12 protein-coding genes are annotated in these 14,450 nt (G+C 71.9%); 1 reads left to right on the top strand and 11 read right to left on the bottom strand.

What is annotated here, in order from left to right; genetic code table 11:
* Positions 1-40: 40 nt before the first annotated feature.
* The 5 genes from ACH4FX_RS06335 to ACH4FX_RS06315 are packed head-to-tail and all read right to left on the bottom strand — an operon-like array spanning position 41 to position 6,648.
* Complete coding sequence (locus tag ACH4FX_RS06335; protein ID WP_398475719.1) at positions 41-922, bottom strand: MBL fold metallo-hydrolase; 882 nt, start codon at positions 920-922, stop codon at positions 41-43.
* Positions 919-1,383 (bottom strand): SRPBCC family protein, encoded by a 465-nt coding sequence (locus tag ACH4FX_RS06330; protein WP_398475717.1) that lies wholly within the window; start codon positions 1,381-1,383, stop codon positions 919-921. Before ACH4FX_RS06330 ends, ACH4FX_RS06335 begins: the two co-directional genes overlap by 4 nt.
* Positions 1,384-1,421: 38 nt before the next feature.
* The gene (locus ACH4FX_RS06325) at positions 1,422-3,119 is read right to left on the bottom strand and encodes a (2,3-dihydroxybenzoyl)adenylate synthase (RefSeq protein WP_398475716.1); all 1,698 of its coding nucleotides are present in this window, start codon (positions 3,117-3,119) and stop codon (positions 1,422-1,424) included.
* A 10-nt stretch (positions 3,120-3,129) separates the two neighbouring features.
* On the bottom strand, positions 3,130-5,250 hold the full coding sequence (locus ACH4FX_RS06320; protein WP_398475714.1) for an alpha/beta fold hydrolase: 2,121 nt from the start codon (positions 5,248-5,250) through the stop codon (positions 3,130-3,132).
* Between the two features lie 3 nt (positions 5,251-5,253).
* Entirely contained in the window at positions 5,254-6,648 is a 1,395-nt protein-coding gene (locus ACH4FX_RS06315; protein ID WP_398475712.1) for a salicylate synthase, read from the bottom strand.
* Positions 6,649-6,967: 319 nt separating this feature from the next.
* On the opposite strand from ACH4FX_RS06315, the gene ACH4FX_RS06310 reads away from it, so the two are divergent.
* Positions 6,968-8,158 carry a cytochrome P450 gene (locus ACH4FX_RS06310; protein ID WP_398475710.1) on the top strand — a complete coding sequence of 397 codons (1,191 nt, stop codon included), beginning with the start codon at positions 6,968-6,970 and terminating at the stop codon, positions 8,156-8,158.
* 53 nt (positions 8,159-8,211) lie between these two features.
* Here the strand turns inward: ACH4FX_RS06310 and ACH4FX_RS06305 are convergent, their stop codons facing one another.
* The 6 genes from ACH4FX_RS06305 to ACH4FX_RS06280 form a co-directional block, all read right to left on the bottom strand.
* On the bottom strand, positions 8,212-9,015 hold the full coding sequence (locus tag ACH4FX_RS06305) for an alpha/beta fold hydrolase (RefSeq protein WP_398475708.1): 804 nt from the start codon (positions 9,013-9,015) through the stop codon (positions 8,212-8,214).
* A 19-nt stretch (positions 9,016-9,034) separates the two neighbouring features.
* On the bottom strand, positions 9,035-9,949 hold the full coding sequence (locus ACH4FX_RS06300; RefSeq protein WP_398475706.1) for a UbiA family prenyltransferase: 915 nt from the start codon (positions 9,947-9,949) through the stop codon (positions 9,035-9,037).
* Between the two features lie 94 nt (positions 9,950-10,043).
* Positions 10,044-10,805, bottom strand: coding sequence for a BTAD domain-containing putative transcriptional regulator (locus ACH4FX_RS06295; RefSeq protein ID WP_398475704.1), 762 nt, complete (start codon positions 10,803-10,805; stop codon positions 10,044-10,046).
* 221 nt (positions 10,806-11,026) lie between these two features.
* Positions 11,027-12,505 (bottom strand): MFS transporter, encoded by a 1,479-nt coding sequence (locus ACH4FX_RS06290; RefSeq protein ID WP_398475702.1) that lies wholly within the window; start codon positions 12,503-12,505, stop codon positions 11,027-11,029.
* Between the two features lie 43 nt (positions 12,506-12,548).
* On the bottom strand, positions 12,549-13,253 hold the full coding sequence (gene fabG / locus ACH4FX_RS06285) for a 3-oxoacyl-ACP reductase FabG (protein WP_398475700.1): 705 nt from the start codon (positions 13,251-13,253) through the stop codon (positions 12,549-12,551).
* 54 nt (positions 13,254-13,307) lie between these two features.
* Positions 13,308-14,372, bottom strand: a complete 1,065-nt coding sequence (locus tag ACH4FX_RS06280) for a 3-oxoacyl-ACP synthase (RefSeq protein ID WP_398475698.1) — start codon at positions 14,370-14,372, stop codon at positions 13,308-13,310.
* Between the last annotated feature and the right edge of the window lie 78 nt (positions 14,373-14,450).

Here is a 14,450-nt window from a genome sequence, read left to right as displayed (position 1 = left end):
TCGCCCGGCCGCGGGGGCCGGCCGTCGGGTGTGCGCGGCGTCACCGGGGCGGTCCCAGGGGAAGCGGGTCACCGGTGATCTCGCCCAGCGCCACCCGCACGTTGAGGGCGCTGCGTTCCGGCTCGCGCCAACCGCCGGCCGTCCCGGCGTCGAAGGAGCGCGCCACCGCGGCCGCATCGGACGCCGTGGCGCCCTCGTCGGCCGCCTGCCGCGCCGTCGCCCACAGGCCCTTCAGGTAGTCACGCAGTGCGTGGAGCGCTTCGGGACCCGTCACTTCACCGTGGCCGGGTACGACGACCGCCGGGTCCAGCGCGATCAGCCGGTCGAGCGCGCCGATCCACCCGGAGATGCTGCCGTGTACGGCGAGCGGGGTCACCCCGTGGAAGCAGAGGTCCCCGGCGACCAGCACCCGTTGCCGGGGCAGCCAGACGGCGAGGTCCACGATGCTGTGCGCGTTACGGAAGACCCGTGCCTCGGCGCCGTGGGGGAGAGGGAGCGTGTGGGGATCCACCGGCTCCGGCAGCCGCAGCTCCAGGCCGGCCAGCTCGGAGGCGAACGCGGGCATGAGGCGGGGCAGGAAGCTGGTGTCCTGGGCCATCAGGCCCAGGGCCCGGGCGGCCTCCGCGGGCGCCACCGCCCGTGCTTCGGGGAACGCGCCGTTGCCTCCCATGTGATCGACGTGCTGATGGGTGTTCACGACCAGTCCGGCAGTGGCGTTCCGCCGTTGGAGTTCCTTGCGCACGGGGGCGTTCATCCGCGGCAGGAGCATGGTGTCGATCACGACGGCACGGCCGCCGTCGAGCAGCACGGTGGAGTTGGACAGCCCCATCCCGCCGTCCCCGTTGACCACCGCGAAGACCTCGTCGCCGAGGTCCACCAGGCGCTGCCGGTCCGCCGTGCGGCCGCCGGCCGGGGCGCTCACCGCCGCCCGCCGGCGCGTGCCTCGATGTATTCCTTGTGGCGGGCGAGTTCGCGCCGCGAGTTCTTGTTGATCCGGTCGGCGAACCAGGCGTCGTCGTACGGGATGTGCGGCAGCACCTCGAAGTCCTGCACCCACCGCAGCCTGGTGCCGCCCTCGGGCAGGGACTCGAACGACTGGAAGATGTGCATGTAGAGGAAGGGGCCGTTCTCGATCCGCCGGGCGCTGACCGCACCCTCCTCCCGGTCCATCACCCGCTCGGAGACCCAGCTGTACTGCTTGCCCTCCTCGTCGGGGGTGGTGGTCAGGCGGAACGTCATCCGGCTCTCGTCACCGTGCAGGATCTCGGCACGGTCGTAGGCGCCCTGGAACAGCTCGGGCCAGTTCGCCACGTCGTTGGCGGTCTTCCAGACCGTCTCGAAAGGAGCGTCGATCACGATCTCGTTGTCGGTGTGTGCGGCCATCGCACCTGCCTCCTGGTCGAACGGGTCGTCTGTTTGCGTCAGTGATCGGTCGGGCCGTCGTCCGGGGACGGCCTGGCGGCGGCCCGCACCCGCGCCTGTGCCTGTTCGGCCAGCACGGCGCGGTCGGCCTTGCCGACCGCGGTCACCGGAAGCCGTTCGAAGAGCACCAGGTGTTCGGGGAGCTTGTAGCGGGCGATCCCCCGGGCGCCGAGGAAGTCCCGCACGGTGTGCAGGTCCACCCGGGCACCCTCGGCGGCCACCGCCGCCACACAGACCGCCTCTCCGTGCAGGTCGTCCGCGACCGGGACGACGGCGGACGCGGCGAGCGCCGGGCAGCCGGCCAGCACCTCTTCGAGTTCCGAGGCCGAGACCTTCTCGCCGCCGCGGTTCACGAAGTCCTTGCGCCGGCCCACCACCACGAAGTTGCCCGACTCGTGCACCCGCACGATGTCACCGGTCCGGTAGAAGCCGTCGGCCGTGAAGGAGGCCCGGTTGACCTCGTCCGGAGCCAGGTAGGCACCGATCGTGTACGGCCCTCTGACCAGCAGTTCGCCCTCCTGGCCGGCGGGGACCGGAGCGCCGGCCGCGTCGGCGAGGAACCACTCGTCCGCGGGCGAGGCGGGCCGGCCCTGGGTCCCGGCCACCACGTCGTCCGGGTCGTCGAGCCGGGTGAAGTTCAGCAGTCCCTCCGCCATGCCGAACACCTGCTGGAGGCGCCCCGGCAGGGCGTCGATCAGGCGGCGGGCGTCCGGCTCGTACAGGCGGGCCCCGCCCACCTGCAGCACCTGGAGGGTGGACAGGTCGGCTCCGTGCTCCGGCAGCAGCCGGGCCAGGCCGGGGACCAGCGCGGTGACGGTGACCCGCTCGTTCCCGATGTCCCGGCGCACCCGGCCGAGCGCGGGGGAGCCGAGGACGACGGTGCCGCCGGCCGCCAGGGTGCCGAGCACCCCGGGGCAGCCGAGGACGAAGTTGTGGGCGGCCGGCAGCGCGGCCAGGTAGATGCTGTCCGGGCCGAGTGCGGTGAGGCGGGCGCTGACCTCCAGGTTGCAGATGTAATCGCGGTGGGTGCGCGGGATGGCCTTGGGCAGTCCCGTACTGCCGCCCGACAGCAGGAAGAAAGCCACGTCGGAACTGTCCCGGGCAGCAGGCGGCGGGGCCTGCGCGGCATCCCGGATGCCCTCGGAGCCCTCGGAGCGCTCGGAAGTCAGCACCTCATCGAGTGCCAGGACCCCTTCCGGTGGCGTACGGCGCCGGGCCCGGCCTCCTTCGGCGGCCAGGCACACCAGGACACCGGGATGATGTTCCCGCAGGTGGCCGACGAGCGCGGCGGTCTCCGAACCGCTGCCGGCGTCCCTGCTCAGCAGGGCACGCGCTCCCGTCGTACGCACCACGTGGTCCACCTCGCGGGTGCCGAGACCGGGCGGCATCAGGACGGGCACCATGCCGCCCCGTACCAGCCCGAGAAAGGCGCACACCATGCCGATGGTGTTGCCGAGCCGCACCGCCACCCGGTCGCCGGGCCGGAGCCCGAGGGCGCCGAAGCCCGCCGCAGCCCGTTCCACCCGCTCGCCGAGTTCGCGGTAGCCGATGCGCCGCGCACCCTCGACGAGGGCCGTACGGTCACCCCGGACCGCGCAGTCCCCCAGGACGGCGCGGTGCAGCAACTCGTCCCGCCAGTAGCCGAGCTCCAGGTAGCGGCGCTCCCGGTCGGCCCGCGTCTCTGCCGTCTCAGCCATCTCTGCCGTCTCAGCAGTCATCGCGCTCACCACTGCCGTCGTAGTCGGCAAGGAAGGCGGTCAGGTGCGCGGCGACCTGGCCGGGCTCCTCCACATGCACATAGTGGTCGGCCCCCTCGATGACGACCGCCCTGCCGCTCGGCACCGTCGCCGCCAGCGCCCGGCTGCGCCGGGGCGAGACGACCCGGTCCGCGCCGGCGACCAGGCTCAGCACCGGCGAGGCCGGCAGAGCGCGCCGCGGGCCACCGGCCAGCCCCCACACCCCGGTGTCCGGGTCCGGCAGCCGCAGCGCGCCGAACCCCTCGACCACCAGGTCCGCGGCGGTGCGCCCGCCGGGCAGCGGCTGGTCCGGCCGACGCAGGCAGCCGCTGAGGAACACCGGGTCCCAGGTGCCGGAGACCGCCTGCTCGACCAGGGACGGGTGCAGACGGATGCGCTCGGCGGAACCGATGACGGCAGTGCCCCGCACCCGCTCCGGTTCTGCGGCGGCCAGGTCCAGCGCCAGCAGCCCGCCGAGGGAGTGGCCGACCGGAATGACCGGCCCGTGCACATCCAGTTCGTCCAGGACATGGGTGAGGAAGGCACGTACGGCTGTGGTCGGGATGTCGGCCGGCATGCCGTTGGTGCCGTGGCCCGGCAGATCGACGGCGACTGCGTGCACACCCGGCGGGAGGGTACGCAGGAGGGGTTCCCAGTGGCCGGCGGACCCGCCGAAGCCGTGGACCAGCAGCAGACTCGGCGTGCGGGGGGCGGCGGTACCGCGTACCAAGGCGGTGGCACCGGTGGCCGGGAGGACGGTCCTGGAAGGAGCCGTGTCCGGGACGGCGTCCGCGGCCCGTGCGGCGTCCGGCCCGTCCGTACGGACCGGGTCCTCGGCCCTGCGCAGGACGGCGCAGGAGTGGATCCCGCCGAAGCCGCTCGCGCTGACGAGGGCCGTGCGGGTGTCGTGGACACGCGGGCGGTTGGGGACGTAGTCCAGGTCGCAGTCGGGGTCCGGCACCTCGTAGTGGGCGGTCGGCGGGACGACGGAGTGCCGCAGGGCGCCGATGGCGGAGACGACGCCGACCATGCTCGCGGAGGAGAGCGAGTGCCCGATCATGGACTTGGTCGAGCTGACCGGGGTTCGGGCAGCGTGCTGCTCACCCAGGGCGGTCTTCAGCGCCTGCGTCTCGAAGGCGTCGTTCTGCGGGGTCGAACTCCCGTGGGCGTTGACGTAGTCGATGCTCTGCGGGGAGACCTCCGCATCGGCCAGCGCCTGGCTCAGCACGGTGGCCATGGCCGCACCGTCGGCCGCCAGATCGCTCATGTGGTACGCGTTGTTGGCGCTCGCAAAGCCGAGCACCTCGGCGTAGACCGTGGCACCGCGGGCCAGCGCGTGGTCGTAGTCCTCGACCACGAGAGCCGCCGCGCCCTCACCGAGGACGAAGCCGCCCCGGCGGGCGTCGAAGGGACGGGAGGCCGTCTCCGGCGGGCCGTCCACGACGGCGAGGGAGCCGATGACGTCCAGCGTCGCATAGGCGAGCCCGGACAGCGGGGCCTCCCCGGCGGCGGCCACGACGACGTCCGAGTCGCCCCAGCGGACCTGCTCGAAAGCCAGGCCGAGCGCGTCGATCCCCGCGGTGCACCCGGTCGTCAGGGTGGTGCACGGGCCACGCAGCCCGTAGCGGCTGCTCAGCCACGACGGCGTGTAGTTGAGGAACACCGAGTCGTAGAAGGGGTGGCCCTCGGGCAGGGCCGGCAGCGGCACCGTGCCCCCGCGGCTGTACTCCTCGTACGCCTGCTGGAACTCCGGCGTTCCCCCGATGGCCGACGAGAAGACCACGCCCGCGCGTTCGGGATCGAAGTCCGCACGGCCCAGGCCGCCGTCGCGTACGGCCATGGCGCCCGCGCTGACGGAGAGCTGGACGAAGCGGCTGAGCCGCGACAGTTCCCGCACGTCCTCCTCGCTGTGGTGCGCGGCGAGGTCGAAGTCCCCGATGGGGGCCGTGGTGCGGCTCTTCATGCCCAGGCGGGCCAGCTCCGGTTCGTGGCGCAGGAAGGACGTGCCCTCCGTGTTGTGGTGCCAGAAGTCCCGTACGCCGGTACCGCTGGGGCAGATGATGCCGATGCCGGTGATCGCTACTCGCTTCATCGCCTACCTGCCGATGGCCGTGGCCGTCATGGAGGTCTCCTCGCCGGGCCGTGGTGGCCCGGCGGGGACGAGGCAGCGGGAGACCGAGCGGAGCTTCTCGCACGTCTCCTCGAACTCACGGTCCGGCTCGGACTGGGCGACGATGCCGGCGCCCGCCCGCATCCAGGCCCGGCCGTCCTGCTGATAGACGGTGCGCAGGGTCAGGGCGGTGTCCATGTCCCCGTTCGCGTCGACGGTCATGACCACTCCGCTGTACAGGCCGCGGGGCCGGTCCTCATGACGCCGGATGCACGCGTACGCCCGCTCCTTGGGGATGCCGGAGGCGGTCACCGCGGGGAAGGTGGCCCGCAGCGCGTCCCAGGCGTCGTGGCCCGCGGCGAGCCGTCCGGACACCGTCGAAGCGAGGTGCTGGACGCTGCCGCGCTCCCTGACGTTCATGAAGTCGTCCACCCGGACCGTTCCGGGCTCGCTGACCGTACCCAGCTCGCGGACCGCGGCCTGCACCGAAATGGCGTGCTCGTAGACCTCCTTGGGGTCACTGAGCAGCACCTCGCGCAGCCGGCGGTCGGTGGCCGGATCGCCGGACAGGGCCCGTGTGCCGGCCAACGGCTGGGTGACGACGCGGCCGTCCCGTACCTCGGCCACCGTTTCGGGGCTGAACCCGGCCGCGCCGAGCCCGCCGAAGGAGATCAGGAAGGAGCGGGCCGGGTGGTTGTGCCGCCGGCCGTACGCGTAGGAGGCGATGAGGTCCACCGGGAAACCGACCGGCACCACCCGGGAGAGGATGACCTTCTGCAGCTCGCCGGCGCGGATGTCCCGCACGGCCGCGGCGACCGCGTCCCGGTAGCCGTCGTCGGCCGTCACCTCCACCGGTACCGGGCCTGGGGGGACGTCGTCCGCGGACCCGGCCGGCAGCTCACCGGTCACCGCGGCGCACAGCTGTGCCGAGGCCGGGCCGGTCGTGCGGATCAGCGCTTTGCCGTCGCGGAGCCGTATCTCGGTACGGGGGATCATGAGCCGCAGCAGCGGGACGCCGGCAGTCTCCAGGTCCAGACCGGCGAGGGCGTAGGCGGCCTCGAAGGAAGCCCAGCCGTACGCCCGCCAGCCGCGGACCGGGAGGGCCTCCAGCAGCCGGGCGGCCCTGCGCAGCACCTCCTTGCGGTCCGTGGCGCCGTGCAGCGGTTCCTCCGCCACCGGAACGCCGTCGAAGTCGGCCCGCAGCCGGTCGCTGTACACACTGACCTCGGCGAGCACGTCCCCGGCGAAGGAGTAGCCGTCGACACCCTCGTACACCACGTACTGGCCGAAGTGCCCGGAAGCGGCCAGCCGGGTCACGATCCGCAGGGGGTCGTCCGCCGTCGCCAGCCAGTGCTCCGTATATCCACGGCAGCTCGCCACCGTTCACCTCCGGTATCTCGGGATACGGCACAGGGGCCAGGGCGTGATCCGGCCTGCACCGCACACCACGTTCGGCCGTCCGCCGGGCCGCTGCCTCCGATGAATTCCGCAGCCCCCACCGGGGGACCCGCCGCGCGGTTGCGGGAAGTCTGCGGAGTTCGCAGGTCCCGGCCCGACCACCGGGCGGCGGGGCGTTTTCCCTGGTTACGGTGCGGGTCAGCGGTGCTCGCCGGTGTCCCGCACCATCGGCGACCGCACCGAACGCCCGGGAAACCGCGCATCCGGCGCGCGGGGAAACCGCAATCCCCAGGGAGAATCAGTGGAGACCTCAATCGTTCCGGCGCTGTCCCTCGACCGCGACGACCCGCTCGATCCGCCGGGCCCCTGCGCGCGCTACCGCGCGGCGGGGATCCACAAGGTCCGCATTCCCACCGGCTACGAGGCCTGGCTGGTCACACGCCACGAGGACATCCGCGCGCTCGCGTCGGACAAGCGCATCAGCTCCTTCCTGCACGGGCTGGGCACGGTCAGCCACGAGCGGCTGCCCTCCCGTGGCGACGGCGACGTACCGCACATCACGAACCTGGACGGAGCCGACCACCTGCGGTTGCGGATGCCGGTCGCCCGGCACTTCACGGCCCGCAGGGTGCGCAGGCTGGAGGAGGCCGTCACCCGCATCACCCGGGAGTGCCTGGCGGACCTGGAACGCCAGGGCCCCGGCGCCGACCTGGTCCGTACGGTGGGGCTGCGCGTCCCGTCCTTCACCATCTGCGCGCTCTTCGGCCTCCCGCGGGAGGACCAGGAGATGTTCGAACGGCTCGCGATGACCGCGCTGGGCGGTTTCGCCCAGGACAGGGAGGAACAGCAGCAGGCCGCCCCCGAACTGTTCGCATATCTGGCGAAGGTGGTCGGGACCAAGCGGAGCGAACCCGACGATGCCCTGTTCAGCGACCTGATCCACGGCGGTCACGGCCTGTCGGACCAGGAAGTCCTGGTGCTCATCGGAACCCTGCTCGTCGCGGGCTACGACACCACGGCACACATGATCTCCCTGGGGGTCTACGCGCTGCTGCGCAACCGCCCGCAGTGGGAGCTGCTGGCCGCCGATCCGTCCCTGGCCGACTCCGCCGTCGAGGAACTGCTGCGCCACCTGACCGTGATGCAGCGCGGTCTGCTCCGCCGGGCGAAGGAGGACCTGCAGTACGGCGGCGCGGAGATCCGCAAGGACGACCTGGTGCTGCTGCACCTCCCCGCCGGCAACCACGACCCCGATTTCGCTTCGCTCCCGGACGAGCTGGACATCACGCGCGAGCCCGGCCGCCACCTCGCGTTCGGCTACGGCCCGCACCAGTGCATAGGCCAGCAACTGGCCCGTATGGAACTGCGCGTCGTCTACCGGGAGCTCACCAACCGCTTCCCGGCCATGCGGTTGCAGCTCCCCGACGAGCGGACCACGTTCCGCGACGCGCATGTGGTGTACGGCCCGGAAGAGCTGCCCGTCACGTGGTGATCCTCCAGCGCGACGCCCCTCCGCCGCACCCGCTGCCCCACCCATGAGCCGTATCAGCCGAAGACCCATCCGGCTGCCTTACGGATCACGGCCGCCAGTGCCTCGGGGGCCGTGAGGTGAGCGGCGTGTCCCTGCCCGGCGAGTGTGGCCATCTGGGTGTTCGGCAGGATTTCCGCCAGGTCGGCCAGCCGTGCCCGTAGGTGGGCCGGGCTTTGGTCACCTGTCACCAGGGTGGTCGGCACATCGAGCTCGCCGAAGCGGTCGACGCCGGTCCCGAGCGCGTCGATCGCGTCGATATCGGCGAACCCCGCAACCGCCTTCGCCGTGAACGCAGCCCGCGCCCTGGGGTCCGCGATCAGTGCTTCCACCAGTTCCGCGGGCTCTTGGGCGATGTCACGCAGATAGAGCCGCATCGCCTCACGAGGACGTCCGGCGGCGAGGGCCGCGCGGGCGCGCCGGGCCGCCTGCGCTCCGACCAGCGACCGGGTGGGCACCGGCGGGTCGTAGAGGACCAGGCCGGCCAGCAGCTGAGGCGCCTGCACAGCGGCTTCCAGCGCGGCGACCGCCCCCGAGGAATGCCCGACCAGCAGCACCGGACGGCCGATCAGCCCGGCGATCGCCAGCACGTCCGCCGCCTCAAGAGCCATGGAGTAGGACGGCGGGACGACGGCCCCCGGGGTGTAGATACGACGGGCGACCCTGACCACCCGGAATCCGCCGATCAGCGCCTGCGCGACCCCGTCCCAGGACCTGGCGCTTCCACCGCCCCAGTGGACGAGAAGCAGCGGCGGCCCTTGACCGTCATCGAGAGCGGCGATGGGCACCCCGTCGGCAGACGTTGCGAGAAGCTCGGCCATGCGCTCCAGTCTGCGCCTGTCAGCGGGTGAGGGGGGTACAGAGGGCTGCGGTGCAGGCGGCGTACTGGGTGACCATGAAGGCCCGGTAGGGGAGGCGGCTGCGGCTGCGGGGTTCGCTGGAGGATGTGGTGACGGTCAGGGCGGCCGTGGCCAGGGCGCCGCACAAGAGGAGGAGCGCGGAAGGGAGGAGGACCGGGACGGCGGTGGCGGCGATGGCTGTGTAGGCCACGCCGAGGACGAGCGGATTGGTCGCGCAGATCGCCCGGGCCCGCCGCTCGCCCCACCGGACGAGCACCGTACGCCGGCCGGCCGCGGCGTCTCCCGCCAGGTCGGACAGGTCTTTCACCATGGCGCCGACCGCTCCCATCCACAACGTCATCACGGTGCCGAAGACCAGCACCGGCAGTCCGGCACGGCTCTCACCGCCCGCACAGGACCAGCCCGCGGCGAAGGTCAGGCCCCCTAGCGCCAAGATGCACAGCACGGCGGTGGAGGTCCGGCGCTTCAGGGCGATTCGGGGCGCCGAGTACGCGTACCCGCTGAGGAGCTGGGCGGCGACGAGCACGGTGAGGTGGCGCACCGGGCCGAGAGCCGCGATGAGCAGGGCGGTGAGGGCCAGGCACCAGGCGATCACCTTGGCCCTCCCGGGGGAGAGGCGGCCACTGGAGATGGGGCGGCCGTTGCTGTTCAGCCGGTCCTCGGGTGCGTCGTGCACGCCGTTGATGAGGTAGACGTACGTCGTCGCGCAGGCCCAGGCAGCCGCGGTGAGGCCGAAAGCGGCAGGGGTGACCGAAGTCACCGGGCCCGCCAGCAGAAACGCCGCCGAGAGACGCAGCAGGAAGATGACCTGCACGGAGGGCCTGGCCTCGATGAGGCACAGGACGAGGGACAGGACTATGGACCGGGATTTTCCCGGCGATCTAGTGGTTGGCACGGGAAAAAGATCTTATGGGTCATAAGTGGGCCCTGGTGCATAGGGGTCGATCACGTACGGACAGCATTTCCAACGGGACGCCGGCAGCGGGACATCAGGCGGCCCGGCCGAGAATCTGGCAGCGGATACGCCGTACTTCCAGGCAGGGCTCCAGGCCCAGTTCGGTTTCGAGCATGGCGCGCAGTTTCTGATACGCGCCCAGCGCCTCGGCGCGCCGTCCCGAGCAGCGCAGAGCGTCGATGAGACGGGTGTGGAGCCACTCGTTGAACGGGTTGGCGGCCACCAAGGTGCGCAGTTCGCAGATGATGTCGCGGTGCCGGCCGAGCCGTGCGTCCGCCTCCAGGCGCATTTCCAGGGCACGCTGGCGCTGCTCTTCCAGGCGGGCCACGTAGCCTTCCAGGGCCGGCCCGCATTCCACCCCTTCAAGCGCCGGCCCGCGCCACAGTGCCAGTGCCGCGCGCAGCGCGTCCGCGGATTCCTGTGTGCGGCCCTGGTGCAGGAGTTCTGCTCCGAGCCGTGCCTGGCGGGCGAAGGCTGCCGAATCCAGGAAACCGTCGGGAAGACGAAGGAGATAGCCGTTCGGGCGTCCCTCGATGACCGGCCGGCGTTCCGGGCCGCCGAATTCCTCGGCGGCCAGCTGTTTGCGCAGATGGTAGACGTGGGTGCGGACGGTCATCACCGCGGTCTGCGGACGGTTGCCCGACCACAGTTCGTCCATCAGAAGATCGACCGGCACGAATCGGCCGGCCCGGGACAGCAACAGGGCGAGCACCTTCCGCAGTTTCGGCCCGCGAATGGTGCGTATGCCCTGTGCCGTCTGCATTTCCAGCGGTCCCAGGACGCCAAAGCCCGTCATGTACGGCTCTCCCCCTCGTCCGCGCGGCGGCTTCCCTGCAACCCGTGTTGCATGTCCACGGATGTTCGTGCAGGGCAAACGCTATGCGGCGGCGAGCCTTCATGCCATTGCGGTGTCACGTAAGGGACATGCGCATGTTCCGGAGGAGGCAGAAAGGCGGAGGGGCAGGAAGACGGCGGGGACGAAAGGCCCCGTCTTCGAGGACGGGGCCTCCCGTCCAGTCAGGAGCCCGCCGGCGTCCGCTTGCCGATCCGGGTGAGGGCGATGCACAGAGCCCCCAGAGCGGAGAGTCCGGCGCAGACGAGGAGGGCGCGGTCCATCCCGGCACCTGCGTCCACCGCCGGATCGCCGGAGGGCGTGACGGAGGTGGAGGCCACGACGGTCAGGGCGACGCCGATCGCGGCGCCCACGTAGCGGGCCGTGTTGTTGGCGCCCGCGCCCATGCCCGCGCGGTGGGCGGGGACGCTCTCCACCGCCATCCGGGCCAGGCCCGCGTTGAGCAGACCGCTGCCGATGCCGCTGGCCACCAGGCCCGGTACGAAGCGGGCCCAGGCGGCGTCCGGTGCGATGCCGAGGATCGCCACATCGCCGACGATGCTCAGGGCCATGCCGATGACCAGCCGGTGCCAGCCCAGCACCCGGTCGGTGAGCCGGCGGGCCAGCAGCGACACCACGAAGGAGGTACCGGCCCAGATGCCGAGCATGGCGCCGCCGGCCAGGGCGGTCATGCCCATCGACCTCTGCATCACCGTGGGCAGATAGCTCAGCACGCCCAGGATGGAGAGCCCGGTGAACAGCGAGCCCAAAGTGGCCGCGTTGAAGTCCGGGTCGCGGAAGAGGCGGAGATCGACCATGGGCGCGGCGGTGCGCAGCTCGACCACGACGAAGGCGACCGCGAGCACCACCGCCACGGCGAAGAGCACCAGCACCTCGGGGGCCAGCCAGTCGCTTCGGCCCTGGACCAGCGCCGCCAGCAGGGCGGTCACCGCAACGCCCAGGAGGACCGCCCCGGCCCAGTCGGTGCGCTCGGGGCGGTTGCCCCGGTACTCGTCCACGAGCGTACGAACGGCGACGGCCAGCAGCACCGCGCCCACGGCGAACGCCCAGTACCCGAGCCGCCAGTCGGACACCATGGCCAGCGCGGCCGAGATCGCCGGGCCCAGGGTGATACCGCCGCCGACCATGGCCCCCCACATGCCGGTGGCCCGGACACGCTGGGCACCCGAGGGGAACGCGTAACCGATGATGCCGAGGCTGGCGGTCATGATGGCCGCGCTGCCGACGCCCTGGACGATGCGGGCGCCGACGAACACCCCCGTGTCGGTGGCCGTGGCACACACGACGGTGCCGGCGGCGAGCAGCAGGGAGCCGCAGAAGAAGGCGCGCCGCTGGCCGTGCGCGTCACCGAGGCCGCCGGTGATCAGCAGCAGCGCGGCGATGCCCAGCATGACGCTGCTGAGCATCCAGGTCTGGCCGGACAGGCCGGCGCCGAGGTCGGCGGCGGTGTCCGAGAGGGTGGACATCGGCGCCGTGTAGTTCATCAGCACCAGCAGGGTGCCGAAGCAGGAGACGGCGAGGGTGAGCCGGCGCGGCCGAGCCGTGCCGCTGGTTCCCGGGCCGGCCTCCGAGGACGGTGCGGGGGCCGGCCGTTCGGCCGTGGATATCGGACCGGTGGCGCGGGTCGCATGGTCGGTTGTCAAGAAATTGCTCCAGATGAACCAGGTGGATACGGGGACCGGCTGTTCAGATCCCCATGCCGATACCGCCGCCGACGGGGAGCACCGCGCCGGTGATGTATCCCGCGGATTCGCTGCCCAGGAACCGCACGGCGGCGGCGACTTCTTCGGGGGTGCCGGGGCGGTTCAGCGGGGTCATCCGCATGACGTCCCGCATCCTGCGGTCGCTCAGTTCCTGTGTCATGGCGGTATCGATGATGCCGGGCGCGACGAGGTTGACGGTCACGCCGCGAGAGCCCAGTTCCCACGCCAGGGAACGGGCGAAGCCGACCAGCGCCGTCTTCGTCGCGGCGTAATTGGTCTGTCCGGGAGAGCCCAGGAATCCCAGCGCCGACGACAGCAGCACGATCCGGCCGCGGCGCGCGGCGAGCATTCCGCCAGCGGCCTTCCGCACGGTCCGGAACACACCCTTCAGATTGGTCTCAAGTACGTCGTCGAACGCCTCGTCGCTCATACGCAGCAGCAACGTGTCGCGGGTTATTCCGGCATTCGCGACCAGCACCTCCACCGGCCCCTGTTCGGCCGTGACGGCCTCGAAAGCGGCGTCGACCGACTCCGGGTCGGTCACCTCGCAGCGCACGCCGAACAGCCCCTCCGGCGGCTCGCCGGAGCGGTGTCCGACCGCGACCCGGTCGCCGTCGGCCGCCATGGCGCGGGCGACGGCCAGGCCGATACCGCGGTTTCCTCCGGTGATGAATACCGAACGTGACATCGATACCTCGTTGATTCTCGGTTGTTCGCTGAATTCGCGGGCGGGGAAAACGGCCTACGGTGCCTCGACGACCAGACACGACCAGGTGAAGCCGGCCCCCGCGCTGAGCACCAGCGCCATTTCGCCGGGTGCCAGCACCGCGCCGTCGATCAGATCGGCCAGACCCGCCGCCGCGTCCCCGGCGCCCAGATGGCCGGTGGCGCGGCCGTAGTCCACGGGGGGCGCGTGCACGCACTCGGCGAGCACCGGAAGCCACGCCTCCTGAAGCGTCTTGCGCCCGAAGCGGGGCAGGACCACGCAGCGCAGCCGGGGGTCCTGCGGACTCGTCCCGGCGTCGTGCAGCGCCTGGGCGACCACGGTGCGGATGCTTCGCGCATTGGCGGCGGTGAAACCGTCGTTGCCGTGCTCCCGCAGGTAGGCACGCTTGGTGGCACGCATGTCGATCCGCTGGCGGTGGACACGGGGCGCGGCGGTGAACGGGTCACCGCTGCGGTGCATCGACTCCAGTTCCGGGGCCGCGACGGTGGCCAGGGCACGCAGCAGCAGGGCGTCTCCGGGGCCCGCCGGGGTGCGGACCAGGAGGGCGGTGCCACCGTCGCCGTACGCCACTCCGTAGTCACCGGCCCACCGGTCGAAGCCGGGCGCACCGAAGCGATCGCCCGTGGTGACGAGCCCCCGGGCGGTGCCTTCCGGTGTACGTGCCCGGCGGTCGCGGAGCCAGGAAGCGGCCAGGTCGAGCGCCGCCGCCCCGCCGTTGCACACCTGCTGCACACCGACCGGCAGCGCCCGCGCGGCGCCGAGCTGCGCGGCGATGTAGTGGGGCGGCGACCACAGGTCGTGCCCCTGGTAGTACATCCACGCATGGCAGAGCACATCGACCTGTCCGGGATCGGTCCCGGTGGCGTCGAGTACGGCACGGGCCGCGCGTACGGCCATGTCGGGGGCCGGAGTGTCCTCGGCGGCCGGCAGTGACTCGTGGCCCAGTTCCCGAGCCGTACGGGAACGAATACGCCCGCTGTCCACTGCCTCACAGACCTGGGAAGCGCCGTCGGGCAGCCAGCGCGAGGCGGCCGCGATGCCGACCGTCTCCCTGGGCGCCGCCGGACCGAATTCTCTCATCCGGGCATGGTGCACCACCCCGATAGACCCGGATTGAAAGGCGGCTGGAGGAATCTTGGAAGGGATATGAAAGAGGCA

Origin of the sequence: Streptomyces sp. NPDC018019 (assembly GCF_044327805.1) — a bacterium.
Lineage (GTDB): Bacteria > Actinomycetota > Actinomycetes > Streptomycetales > Streptomycetaceae > Streptomyces.
Note: the sequence above shows the minus strand (reverse complement) of the source record. Positions and strands in the feature narration are given on the sequence as shown.

What these genes read in the sequence shown, in the direction of transcription:
- fabG (WP_398475700.1), bottom strand. Translation starts at nt 13,253, where the DNA reads ATGTCACGTTCGGTATTCATCACCGGAGGAAACCGCGGTATCGGCCTG.
- ACH4FX_RS06305 (WP_398475708.1), bottom strand. Translation starts at nt 9,015, where the DNA reads ATGGCCGAGCTTCTCGCAACGTCTGCCGACGGGGTGCCCATCGCCGCT.
- ACH4FX_RS06280 (WP_398475698.1), bottom strand. Translation starts at nt 14,372, where the DNA reads ATGAGAGAATTCGGTCCGGCGGCGCCCAGGGAGACGGTCGGCATCGCG.
- ACH4FX_RS06295 (WP_398475704.1), bottom strand. Translation starts at nt 10,805, where the DNA reads ATGACGGGCTTTGGCGTCCTGGGACCGCTGGAAATGCAGACGGCACAG.
- ACH4FX_RS06325 (WP_398475716.1), bottom strand. Translation starts at nt 3,119, where the DNA reads ATGGCTGAGACGGCAGAGACGCGGGCCGACCGGGAGCGCCGCTACCTG.
- ACH4FX_RS06320 (WP_398475714.1), bottom strand. Translation starts at nt 5,250, where the DNA reads ATGAAGCGAGTAGCGATCACCGGCATCGGCATCATCTGCCCCAGCGGT.
- ACH4FX_RS06330 (WP_398475717.1), bottom strand. Translation starts at nt 1,383, where the DNA reads ATGGCCGCACACACCGACAACGAGATCGTGATCGACGCTCCTTTCGAG.